At 36.8% G+C, this 11,776-nt stretch carries 18 protein-coding genes and 1 riboswitch; of the genes, 16 read left to right on the top strand and 2 right to left on the bottom strand.

Annotated elements, in window-relative coordinates:
- Positions 1–127: 127 nt before the first annotated feature.
- The 4 genes from AT864_RS04140 (at position 128) to AT864_RS04155 (ending at position 1,704) form a co-directional block, all read left to right on the top strand.
- Positions 128–559, top strand: coding sequence for a DUF5050 domain-containing protein (locus AT864_RS04140; RefSeq protein ID WP_255357497.1), 432 nt, complete (start codon positions 128–130; stop codon positions 557–559).
- A gap of 91 nt (positions 560–650) precedes the next feature.
- Positions 651–863, top strand: a complete 213-nt coding sequence (locus AT864_RS18255; protein ID WP_066146841.1) for an RHS repeat-associated core domain-containing protein — start codon at positions 651–653, stop codon at positions 861–863.
- Positions 863–1,285: a hypothetical protein gene (locus AT864_RS18260; protein ID WP_066146844.1), complete on the top strand. Its 423-nt coding sequence runs from the start codon at positions 863–865 to the stop codon at positions 1,283–1,285. The genes AT864_RS18255 and AT864_RS18260 overlap by 1 nt, the downstream gene beginning before the upstream one ends.
- Before the next feature lie 20 nt (positions 1,286–1,305).
- On the top strand, positions 1,306–1,704 hold the full coding sequence (locus AT864_RS04155; RefSeq protein WP_066146847.1) for a hypothetical protein: 399 nt from the start codon (positions 1,306–1,308) through the stop codon (positions 1,702–1,704).
- A gap of 295 nt (positions 1,705–1,999) precedes the next feature.
- Here AT864_RS04155 and AT864_RS17460 read toward each other — a convergent pair whose 3' ends face one another.
- On the bottom strand, positions 2,000–2,224 hold the full coding sequence (locus AT864_RS17460; RefSeq protein ID WP_197430994.1) for a transposase: 225 nt from the start codon (positions 2,222–2,224) through the stop codon (positions 2,000–2,002).
- An 81-nt stretch (positions 2,225–2,305) separates the two neighbouring features.
- Positions 2,306–2,710 carry a hypothetical protein gene (locus tag AT864_RS04165; protein ID WP_066146850.1) on the bottom strand — a complete coding sequence of 135 codons (405 nt, stop codon included), beginning with the start codon at positions 2,708–2,710 and terminating at the stop codon, positions 2,306–2,308.
- A gap of 311 nt (positions 2,711–3,021) precedes the next feature.
- Here AT864_RS04165 and AT864_RS04170 point away from each other — a divergent pair, with 311 nt between their 5' ends.
- From AT864_RS04170 to AT864_RS04225, 12 genes are all read left to right on the top strand, one after another.
- Positions 3,022–3,726 (top strand): hypothetical protein, encoded by a 705-nt coding sequence (locus tag AT864_RS04170; protein ID WP_066146852.1) that lies wholly within the window; start codon positions 3,022–3,024, stop codon positions 3,724–3,726.
- A gap of 456 nt (positions 3,727–4,182) precedes the next feature.
- Positions 4,183–4,989: an RHS repeat-associated core domain-containing protein gene (locus AT864_RS04175; RefSeq protein WP_066146855.1), complete on the top strand. Its 807-nt coding sequence runs from the start codon at positions 4,183–4,185 to the stop codon at positions 4,987–4,989.
- Between the two features lie 6 nt (positions 4,990–4,995).
- Positions 4,996–5,610 carry a hypothetical protein gene (locus tag AT864_RS04180; protein ID WP_066146858.1) on the top strand — a complete coding sequence of 205 codons (615 nt, stop codon included), beginning with the start codon at positions 4,996–4,998 and terminating at the stop codon, positions 5,608–5,610.
- 188 nt (positions 5,611–5,798) lie between these two features.
- Positions 5,799–6,188 (top strand): hypothetical protein, encoded by a 390-nt coding sequence (locus AT864_RS04185; protein WP_066146861.1) that lies wholly within the window; start codon positions 5,799–5,801, stop codon positions 6,186–6,188.
- A 287-nt stretch (positions 6,189–6,475) separates the two neighbouring features.
- Positions 6,476–6,760, top strand: coding sequence for a hypothetical protein (locus AT864_RS04190; protein WP_066146864.1), 285 nt, complete (start codon positions 6,476–6,478; stop codon positions 6,758–6,760).
- 197 nt (positions 6,761–6,957) lie between these two features.
- Positions 6,958–7,719: an RHS repeat-associated core domain-containing protein gene (locus AT864_RS17465; protein ID WP_197430995.1), complete on the top strand. Its 762-nt coding sequence runs from the start codon at positions 6,958–6,960 to the stop codon at positions 7,717–7,719.
- 16 nt (positions 7,720–7,735) lie between these two features.
- Positions 7,736–8,128: a hypothetical protein gene (locus AT864_RS04200; protein WP_044741807.1), complete on the top strand. Its 393-nt coding sequence runs from the start codon at positions 7,736–7,738 to the stop codon at positions 8,126–8,128.
- A 105-nt stretch (positions 8,129–8,233) separates the two neighbouring features.
- A complete protein-coding gene (locus AT864_RS04205) occupies positions 8,234–8,584 on the top strand; it encodes a hypothetical protein (protein ID WP_066146867.1) in 351 nt (116 codons plus the stop codon).
- A gap of 39 nt (positions 8,585–8,623) precedes the next feature.
- On the top strand, positions 8,624–9,547 hold the full coding sequence (locus AT864_RS17470; protein WP_082741640.1) for a GyrI-like domain-containing protein: 924 nt from the start codon (positions 8,624–8,626) through the stop codon (positions 9,545–9,547).
- Positions 9,548–9,690: 143 nt separating this feature from the next.
- Positions 9,691–9,796, top strand: a riboswitch (SAM riboswitch).
- Positions 9,797–9,845: 49 nt separating this feature from the next.
- Entirely contained in the window at positions 9,846–10,190 is a 345-nt protein-coding gene (locus AT864_RS04215) for a hypothetical protein (RefSeq protein WP_231734590.1), read from the top strand.
- 31 nt (positions 10,191–10,221) lie between these two features.
- A complete protein-coding gene (locus AT864_RS04220; protein WP_066146869.1) occupies positions 10,222–10,419 on the top strand; it encodes a hypothetical protein in 198 nt (65 codons plus the stop codon).
- 175 nt (positions 10,420–10,594) lie between these two features.
- Positions 10,595–11,482, top strand: coding sequence for a diacylglycerol kinase family protein (locus tag AT864_RS04225; RefSeq protein ID WP_369815487.1), 888 nt, complete (start codon positions 10,595–10,597; stop codon positions 11,480–11,482).
- Positions 11,483–11,776 lie beyond the last annotated feature (294 nt).

Raw genomic sequence — 11,776 nt, forward strand, 5'->3', positions numbered from 1 at the left:
ATACATTTATTACCAAATGGATAGTGATCACCTTTAGTTGGTTACTGCCTTGTTTTTCGTTTATCATAAAATATTTTATCCAGAAAATTCTGTATAAAATATTTTTATTTTTTATGCAACGCTACTGATACATTATGAATCAGAAAAAAAGCAGAGCATTTATAGAATTAAAACCGACGGTACAGATCCATTGAAAATAATCTCGAATGAAGCAGGAGAAATGAATGTATCAGACGGTTGGATCTATTATGTGAATATTTTAGACGGTGACAAAATATATAAAATAAGAACCGATGGGACTTCTAAAACGAAAGTAAGTGATGATAACGTTTCTGGTATCATTGTATCGGATGATTGGATTTGCTATAAAAATTATAATGACAGTGGTTATCTATATAGAATTAAAATTGATGGAACAAACAGAATGAAGATATGCGAAGATACAATACAATTTACATTTAACCTTATCGATGGCTGGATCTATTATTATAATTCTGATAAAAACGATATACTATATAGAGTTAAGATAGATGGTTCACGTAAAGAAAGGGTCAAATAGAAATAATATTAAACGTGTTGCAGCGTGCATAATAGATTCATAAATTCATGCGACGGTCGCGAATTACAGCTACGATCTGTGGGGCAAAGTGTTGTCAGTTTCGGAAAATGCGGCAGTGACTGGACAGCCGCTAGGGTATGCAGGATATTATTATGATAGGGAAACGAAGCTGTACTACTTGCAAGCGCGGTATTACGATCCGGAGACGGCGAGGTTTCTTTCGAGAGATCGAGATCCGGGAGACAAAGACGATCCGATCACTCAAAATGCAATGCGTATACGTATGCGAATGATAATCCGGTGATGCTGGTGGATCCGGATGGAAATCGTGGATTAACCACATTGTATCGGACTGTTGCAGGTGCTCTCACATATGTTATAGTCAGCGGGGCAGTAGCAAAGAGTTTAGTTAAAAAAGCGGTAGGGAAAGTAGCAAAGAAGGTTTTACGTAAGGGGAGTAGTAAAACTGTAGATGATTTGATTAAAAGCGCAACACGTGGAAGAGCGACTAAGGGTAGAACTTCTCAATATAACTTATCTGGAGGGTTTGGTAAAGCATTAAAAGACTTTGAGTCATTGCAACCAAATATCATCAAGAATACTCCAGATTTAAAAGTTGGTAAATTACCAGATGGAAGAACAGTCATAGTAAGAAAGAAAAGTACTGATGGGCGTCCAACCATTGAAATTCAAGACGGAAAAAAGAAAATTAAGTTTCGCTATTAATTGTAATAGGAGGAAGAGTATTGGAACATTGGGAAAGATGGATACCAATAAATGGATTACCTTCAAAATTACACAATGATACTTTTGTTGATAATAAAGAAGGTATAATATTAGAGTTCAGCGATGAAAAAGATAAAAAGAAAATTGTAGTTAAGTTTGAAGAGGGGGTATTATCCTATAGAAATACAGATGAAGGCTCACTATTGAAAAAACTAAATTATTTAGACCAACAATACGGTACAGATTTTTATAGCAATTGGACTTTATTCAAAGTCAAAAACTCTGAGTATATAAAATGGTTTCTTGAAGAAAGTTCAGGTATTTATGAGCCAAATCAATTAGAGCATTATGTGTTTTTAACACCAAATGACGTAATTGAAATACTAGCAACATACACTCCAAGTATTGTTGTAAAATAACATCTAAAATTAAGATTATTGCCCTCTTTTAAAGATCTTAGGTGCACCATATCGTTTTTTACTCGCTTCATGAATCGCTACGATTTTTTCTGTACGTTCACGGTTCTCACGGCCACGATTTGATTCGGTTTTATTCAAGGATTGGTAGTAGGTACTTTTTGGTATATCAAGGGTTTCGCACATTGTACGAATCGGGTAATCATCTTTATGTTCTGTAATAAAATCAGTTAGTTCTGTGTCATCTACTTTTGAGCGAATATGGCCATAGCCTTTTTTAAGATTTCAAGCTCCTGTTTCAAGAGAAGGTTTTCTTTTTGGATGGCATCCAATCTTTTGGAGTAATTTCCTTGTCGCTAGTCCCTTCAATGGGGGTTAAATCCTTAATCCATTGATAGATCGTTACATTCGATACGCCATATTCGCTGCTCAAATCTTTGACAGAACTTCCAGAATGATAAAGATCAACAACCATACTTTTAAAATCATCATTATACCGTTTCCCGTTATTTTTTGTACTCATTGGACACATCCTCCTAAAAGTTATTGTATAAAGTTAACTTAGATGTGTCCATGAAACTATACTAACTCCAACTCTTATAAACTAGTCTAATAAGTTCCTCAGTTCTGTCTCGTACTCCGGAGGGACCAAACCGTACTTCCCTGTTTTTTTATCAAAAATGACTGTTCTATTATCATCAAACCAAATGTTGTAATTAAACAATCTATCCTTGCCATCCTTATGTTCCAACCAGAAACTATAGTCGGCTTCATTATTGATTTTAGAAATTTTGTTTGACCATTCTACAGATTTTATAATTTGGATAGTCCTTTCAATTTTTTTTCTATCTTTAATCTCCTTAATACTTGAGAATTTATCTGTTCTATTAGTTATTTTAATGACGTCTGACTCCTCGAATGTATATCCTGTTCTGCCCCATGTTTGACAGCCAATTATACCACATATGCATAAAACCATAATAGATAACAAAACATAAAATTTCCTCATGTTTATCTACCTCTCATAACAAAATTTACTCTCTATTCCTACAACTGCAACGATAGCAAATCCCCTTAACTCTCGTTATATGTAATAAGGTGTGTATACTAATTCAGTTAGTTTTCCTAATAAATTTCTATACTCTAATTTAAAGTAAATCCATTCTATTTTCAAACATTTTTTTATATTTATTTAAAAAATGTAAAAATAAACATTATATTTTAAAAAAATCCACAAATTCCGACAAATACTTTACAAATATATACCAATATTGTATATTACTATCGTAGGTTGCAATAAAAAGGATAGGAGGGTTAATTATGAAAAAGGTGTTCTATTCTATGATTTTAACAGCATTTGCTCTACTTATTACTATTTTTTCACCTGTATCAAGTGCTGGAGCTGAACAATTAACAAAGGAGAAAGTAAAACTCAAAAATGTATTTGTTGACATCCCTTATGACAAATCAGAGGTAAAGTTAGTTAGAGTAGAAGATCAAAACTCTACTAAAATTAACCTAATAGACAAAAAAACAGGAAAGATACTAGAAACATATGGGGAAATTTTAGAATCACCAGAACAAGTGGCTAAGGTAGCAAATAAATTAAATAACGTACAAGCGTTAGCTACTACATCAGGAACATATTCAGTATCTACTGTTTATCGTCAAAGAACTGATGGACCAGCTGTTTCTAGATTAAACACACAACTTTACATATATTCAAGTGGTTCGTTCCGTCAAATTCAAAGTGTTTTAAATACTTGGTGGTCTGAGGCTAGTGGAGGAAGCTGGTATTTAACACGCGAAGTTGCTTCCACTGTTTCTATGACTGGTTCGTTCCCTACTACAAAAACTCAAACATCCGGAAGCGCTACAATTGAGGTTAAAACAAGTTATAGTACAACAGGGGAATTTTCAATTTCAGCTCTTCAACAAGCAGGATTTACATTCGGTACTTCCTCGGGGTCTGATATTTATTATAGAAAACCGATTAGTTTAGGATTTACGTATTCACTTTATTAATAAGGTATTTTCCCTTAGTCTACATGGGAGTTATGAAAAAAATTCCTCTTTGTTAAATAAACTAAACAAGTATAACTAAACAACCTTAGTCCTATATCTTTGAGGACTAAGGTTGTTTAATTTTCAAACGATGATTAATGTAAATTAGCACGTTATTTCAGAATCCCTTTTTCAAATTATTTCCGAACGTTTGCACATTATTTCGGATGATCAACTAGAATGAGGATGGATAGAGATGGAACACAGCAGGGGCCGATCAGCCCCTGCTGTGTCAGTACCCTATTTCTTCGGCTGCCATACGCATTGCAGAAAATCTAGTTCGATACAAAGAGCATTCCTGTTAGAAAGGCTTTTAGGAACTTGAAAGAAAAAGCATCTTGGTATGATGCAGCGGTTGCCAATTGTCAAGTTGACACTGTTATCAATCAAACCAAAGAGAACTAATCGTACGAAAAATTGAACAACCGCCAAACCGTATGGGAGTTTACGTGGGCGAATGGGAAACCGAATACGGTCACGAATGCGAATGGCGATACGTTTTACTATGTCATCAACTACCGCGGCGATGTTATCCGCATTGTCGATGAAAACGGCGCGACGGTCGCGAATTACAGCTACGATCCGTGGGGCAAAGTGTTGTCAGTTTCGGAAAATTCGGCAGTGACTGGACAACCGCTAGGGTATGCAGGATATTATTATGATAGGGAAACGAAGCTGTACTACTTGCAAGCGCGGTATTACGATCCGGAGACGGCGAGGTTTCTTTCGAGGGATCCGTATCCGGGGGATTTGGATAATCCTATCACTCAAAATGGATATACTTATGCGAATAATAACCCGGTGATATATGTTGATCCAGATGGAAACAATCCGGTTTTTGCCGCTTTAGTTGGTACTATACTAAGGTTTGCAACCCCTTTAATTAGGAAATATGGTGCTAAAGCTATTCAATATGTAGGGACAAAGATAAGAAATTTTGCTTTGAAACTATTTAAAAACTTAACAGATCGCTATAGAATTACTTCAAGTTCGAGTGCTGTTGTTGTCATTTTAGATAAAAAGAACGGGAATAAGCGAGTCTTCAGCCTTGATTATCACGATAAGATTCCTCTTAGGAAGATAGGACAGAAAGGAAAAGTGAAAAATATAAAAGTATGGCATTACCATATGAATGATCCTAAAGTGCATTACGTATTTAGATGGTCTATTCCAAGTGGATATACTTTGTATGAAGAAAATTATTCCTATAGGCTAGTGTGGTGATAAACTATGGTTGCAATTAGCATTGAAGTGATGAAACCTGAACCGAATATTCATTATGAGCTCGTAAATGAGGCGGGCAATGAGCGAGTTTATCAAGTTTCTCTCTACAATGAAGATGACAGCAGCATTGAAAATATTAGGGATCTATTAATCAATTTTTTAACATTAAAAAATGAATTTCCGACATATATTTATTTTGAAGCATTTGATGACTTTGATGAAGATCTTAAATTTCATGGGGTAGATTTTCAAATTTTGAAATTAGGTCAGATAGAAAATAAGAAAAAGAACTTCTCTCCTATTTTTAAAGTAAAAGCTCAAAATATAGAAGAACTTCGGACAGTAGTAGATCAAACATATAATTTCGCGATTGCAACGCTTCCTTATTACATCACATTTACCAGTAACTTAAACTTTGATCTGCGTAAGTGGACTTTTCCCGAACAAGTAGCTATACCGAAGTTTGATTTTACAAGTCCCACCTCCTATATTTGGATAGGGTATGATGGTTTGTTCTTTGAATTAATTACAAATGAGGCAAGATATTTGGATAGTAGTGGATTTATAAAAGAGTTACCCAGATATGTTGAAGTGGTTGAAGTCATTGAGTCATATAGTTGAGGAAATGGAGTTAACCTTTTAGAGGATGGATTGTCTAAAAGATTAATTCAACATGCAATTTAGGCTTAGTCCCCATTGAGAGGGACTAAGTTTTTTGGTTTTAGTTATCAGCTTATTAGTCTTTTTCAAGAATTTAGCCACTCACTAAGTATATTTTGCAATAAACACCTCTTGCAGTAACTGCAACATTGGCTGCAATGGCAGCATATGCTGGTGCAGAAGCGATTAAGAATTTTATCATTTGGGCCTATGAAACAGGAAAACAGTGGAGGCCAACGAAAAAAGTGCCCAAGACTTTATCTAAAGAACGATGGCAGCATATTAAAGAAAGACATTTTCCAAATTACCCTATGAAAGAGGGTAAAGGAAACCTTTTTCCAACCAATGTTTGGAGTGAGGGGGTTATTAAAAATAAGATATTAGAGATTGCTAATGCAAGTTATTTGCCAGAGTTTCATGATGCAACGTATAAAAATCGAGCTTATCGGTTTGCACCTGTATTCTATAAAGGATATGCATGTGTTATTAAGGTTGTATATTATAAACAGGCAGGAAAGATAATTACTGCTTTCCTATAGGGAATTTTGGAAAAAAAGGTGTAATTAAACTGTACTAGTTGCATAGAGGATTGTTGATTGAGTAAGGAAAACCTTTAGTCAGTTAAAATGTATAATATTTAGCATAAATTTTTATGTTTGCCATCAAATTATTGAGTAAAGCGTGGGAATAAAAGGGGAGCCGTTATAAAAAAGAGTTGGTTACACGCTTAAAAAATAATCAAGTTAGTCATGGTGAATTTAAACGGATTGAGAAAGAATTTATTGAGTATATAGAAAAATGAGGGTTTGTCTTTAAAAGAAAAACTATGTATAAAGGTAAGCTATTTGAATACAAATTTGTTCAAGGAATTTATCTAATCCTTAACACGGATAAGGAGTATGATGAAGAGTGTAATTGGACACCATGGGGGGAATGGCAAGTTTGTGACAAAAATGGAGGGATTCTTTATTATCTCTCTGATGATGCCACGTCTAATATTACGACCGTTGATGGTGAAGCAACAGCTTGCTTTGGCTTTTGGATGGAAGAAGTAGAAGACATTCCTTTTTTTATTACTAAATATTTAAAGTATAAAACACACAAAGAATAGTGTAAGCAGGATTAGAATTAGGCTAAACATATTTATTTTCAACTAGTAAATTGCCTTAGCTCTGAATTTACCCGGGCTAAGGCTTTTTATATGTCTGTAGATGCACTTACTTACATGTTTGATTATGAAACATTGAAAAGAAAGTTTGGGAATATGGGCATTTACATGGACGAAATCGAATACGGTGACAAATGCGAATGGGCGATACATTCTACTACGTCACGAACTATCACGGCGATGTCGTGCGGATGGTCGATGGAAATGGTGCGACGGTCGCGAATTACAGCTACGATCCGTGGGGCAAAGTGCTTTCGGTTTCGGAAAATGCGGCCGTGGCTGGACAACTGCTAGGGTATGCAGGATACTATTATGATAGAGAAACGAAGCTGTACTACTTGCAAGCGCGGTATTATGATCCAGAGACGGCGAGGTTTCTTTCGAGAGATCGAGATCCGGGAGACAAAGACGATCCGATCACTCAAAATGCGTATACGTATACGAATGACAATCCGGTGATGCTGGTGGATCCGGATGGGAATCGTGGATTAACCACATTGTATCGGACTGTTGCAGGTGCTCTCACATATGTTATGGTCAGCGGGGCAGTAGCAAAGAGTTTAGTTAAAAAAGCGGTAGGGAAAGTAGCAAAGAAGGTTTTACGTAAGGGTACTGGAAACCTCAATAGTCTACTAAAAAAGAAATCATTAGGTAGAGGTTCAACAGGAAGAACAACCCCTAACAGCCTTGAAGAACAGTTAGCCATGAAGGAAGTATTATCAAATCCACTTGCTGGAGCTAGGGAGGTAGTTCCAAGAAGTAAAATGAATGATAAAAGATGGCTGGGTTCAGAAGGATGGGTAAAAATGCAAAGAATTATTAAGACTTCCAAAGGAAATATCAATATTCACTTTAATTACAATATCAAAACGGGAAAATTTGATGACTTTAAATTTAAGTGATAGGAGTGAATAATGTTTGAAGGTTAGATGTATTACAGATGATGGCTATTTATTTAGTCCAAGAAAGGTAAGAGAAGGTTATAATCAAAAAACCACCTATAACGGAATAGAAGTTAATAGAGATTATAATGTCTATGGAATATTATTTTATGAAGATGGGTTAAGATATCTTTTATTTGACGATTACGAAACTCCTTATTGGTATCCGGCAGAATTATTTGAAGTTATTGAAAATAAAATACCTGAAACATGGTATTACAAGTTTTATGGATATGACGAGGAAGGGATTTCTGCAATCTGGGGGTATGATGAATTAGTGCATTCCGAGAAGCATTTTGATGGATTAAGTGAGCAAGAGCCAGAAGAAATAGAATTATTTCTAAAGATAAAAAAAGAAATGTATAATTAGATTGAATTTTTTGGTGGTTATCGCGATGATAACCATCATATTTGTTTTTGAAGATATGATGGCGATAACGACTAAACGGTATGGGCGAACAGGAAACCAAATACGGTGACGAACCAAAACGGCGATCCGTTCTATTATGTCACCAACTACCGCGGCGATGTCGTCAGCATTGTCGACGAAAACGGCGCGACGGTCGCGAATTATAGCTATGATCCATGGGGAAAAGTACTTTCGGTTTCGGAAAATGCGGCAGTGACTGGACAGCCAATAGGATATGCAAGAGGGCATCAAACGGGAGGGATTCCGACAAATGTTGTTGAAGATGTAATGAAGAACGGCACTTCAAGAACAGTCATTAGAAACAGTGCAATTAGAATTATTTACAAACATAATGGTGTTAGAGTTGCCGCTGAAGAACGAGGGAAAATCGTGATAGCTCCCATGCGATACTATTAGTGAAAGAGTAGGGTTCAGCGAATATTAGGAGGCAATGAAATGAGAAGGGATTATTATGAAAGAATTGAAAGAGCCGTCAAGTATATTCATGATCATTATGACGAGCCTATTCATCTTGATACATTAGCCAACGTTTCCCATTTTTCGAAATATCATTTTAATCGTATCTTCACTTCGATTGTTGGAATGACACCGATGTCTTATGTGAAAAAAATTCGTCTGCAAAAGTCGGTGTATTACTTAACTGAAACGACTAAATCTATCTTGGAAATCTCCAATCTCTGTGGTTTTGGCTCCGTTTCAAATTTTAATGCTGCTTTTAAACAACATTTTCACATGGTTCCCAGTGACGTAAGAAAAAAACATCAAAATCGCAATATTTCATTAGATATAAGCAAGAATCAAGAAGAATGGTCTGCTCCGATCCGTTATACTTACGCTAACCATCATTTATTAAGGAGAATATGGAGCATGAATATAATGATTAAAGAGCTTCCTGACTATGAAGTGGCTTTTGTTAGGCATGTGGGTAGTTATTTAGAAACGTATTATGCATGGAATCAATTAAACGAATGGGCAAACCGAAACGGATTGTATCCGCCAGAGCACGATTTTATTGGCATCTCATTGGATGATCCACTTGTTGTAGAAGAATTTGCTTGCCGCTATGATGCGTGTGTGACGCTGCCGACCGGTTTCAAGGGAGATGAAGATCCCGATATTCAATATAAAACAATACCTGGCGGATTATATGCCTTATATCAGTTTTACGATACGATTGATAAATTAGCGATTGCGTATCAAAGTTTATTTGGACAGTGGTTGCCAAATAGTGAGTATGATGCGGATGATAGGCCGTGCCTGGAATTTTGTATGAATAATCCAGAAACAGATCCGGAAGGAAAGTGTAAAGTTCATTTATATGTCCCTATAAAAGAAAGGGGATCATCTAGCGGGGGCTAGGAATAGGACGAATGATCTGGCGACGATGGTCGATCGTAATGAAGAAGTCCTTGTTATTTCGATGTTATGAATCCTGGTTTTTGGAAATTAAAAAATGGTTGTCATTTCCATAAAATAATGGTAGCATAGGAATAACTGAATAAGTCTTATCAAGAGTGAACGAGAGATCGGGCTCAATGACTTCACAGCAACCTGCGCTTGACGCAAGGTGCTCCTACCCGCAAAGCGCTTCGCTTTGAATGATAAGGACGGCTTCAAGCTCTTTTCGCGTCATTCATGGCGGAAAGAGCTTTTTATTTTGGCAGAGCCGTTTGTGACCATTCTTATTGAGAAAGGGGCGAGCATGATGAGTGAAACGATCCGCAGGTACATGGCGTGCCATATGAAAGCTGCTTCATTCGCTTTACATGTTGCCAGCGGTGTAAAACGTCAGCTTTGTCAATGGGATTCTACAGCGATTTTTTACATTGATCACCATACGAACTTTTTTCTATTGTATGGGCAAGCATTTGGAAAACCGTTTCAACTGTTACTTACGTTGGCGGAAGTGGAAGTGTTCAAAGCAGAAGAGCCCTATGCGCTCGATCGTTACATTTGGCGGGAGCTAAGAGAGCAAGGGCTGCCGGTCGGGCAGATTGATTAAAAACGTTAGAAAAGAAAAAGGAGAGGGAGCTATGGAAGTCGAAATAGATGAGCATGCCGGTATTCGAGGAAAAGACATGGAAACAAATGTCAGCGGAATGAGATTGACTCAGCGAAATGGGCGGTTCTTGTCTCCTAAATGGCATGTCGCTATGCTCATTGATCCTTTCGAAACCTTTACCTTAGTGAGAGGGAGTGAAACAAGAAAAAGGACGGTTGCCATCGCTTAGGGTACCGCTCATGAGGAAAAACGGTAGGGCCTTTATTTTTTCTTCGGCACGAGCAGCAAATGGCCGGAATTCTCAAATCGGTAAAGTAAAAAGAGAAAAACAAGCGTCCCGATGTAAAGCGGGACCTTGTTTGGGATTTTCATGTTACGATCTTTGATTAGAGGGAACGATCGATATGATCTATTATTTTGTTGTTAATAAAATCTCGGGAAACGGAAAAGGGCTGAAAGTTTGGAAAAAGGTTGAAAAGCTGCTTCAAGAGAAGCAGGTAAATTATCAAGTTCGTTTTACAGAACGTCCAAAACATGCGGTAGAAATAGTGAAGGAGTTTTCTTCTGAAGCATGCAATGCGGTTGTCGCCGTTGGCGGCGATGGCACAATCCACGATGTGGCAAACGGGCTCATTCATTCGAATATACCTTTAGGGATTATTCCGGCAGGGTCAGGAAATGATTTAGCAAGGGCTCTTGATATACCGATGGACTATAAAAGGGCGTTGGAACGTATTTTAAGAGGAAAGAAAAGAAAAATGGACGTTGGAAAAATTGGCGAAGAATACTGCATGACTGTAACGGGAATCGGATTTGACGGCAAAGTGGCCGAGATCAACAATGCTGCTAAATATAAAGATTTATTAAATCTCGTTAGGTTAGGCGATCTTTCCTATGGATTGAGCGTTTTGCATGCTTTATTCCAATATCGTCCCGTCCGCATTCAATTAAAAATTGACGGGGAGGTTCAATCTTTTTCAAATGCATGGTTCATTGCCATTGCTAATACTCCGAATTACGGCGGAGGGATTAAAATATGTCCGGATGCTTGTTACTATGACGGATTTTTTGACATTTGTATCGTACATAGCGTCACAAAATGGGAGCTGTTACGCACGTTTCCAAAAGCGTATAAAGGAAAGCATGTTTCACATCCAAGTGTCACCATGATCAAAGGAAAACAGGTAGAAATTATCGCTGAACCGCCGATAATTGTCCAAAGCGATGGCGAGATTCTCACGAAAACTCCAGTGAATGTAACGATTCAGAAGGAGGCGTTGCTAATTATGTGACCCTCCCGCAGGCAAAAAAGCTGTTCAAGCAATTTATTTTCATCTAAGGAACGCTTTGTGGGCAAATGAATAGGTTCACTGGCGTTTCTTGTTCGAGAGAAGAAGCAGGAAGCTCATTCTGTTTTTTAGTAGCATACTAGATCATATCAGCACTGGGGAAATGATATATTTATACTATTTTATAAATTCTAAAAATTAATTGAAAAATAGTGGAAAAAGTGATTAAATAAATGGTAAGTAGTATACATTTCAGTGATGATGCTTAAATTCGTTGCACGAAATTATAGAAACGAT

The sequence above is a fragment of the Anoxybacillus sp. P3H1B genome (assembly GCF_001560855.1).
Lineage (GTDB): Bacteria > Bacillota > Bacilli > Bacillales > Anoxybacillaceae > Anoxybacteroides > Anoxybacteroides rupiense.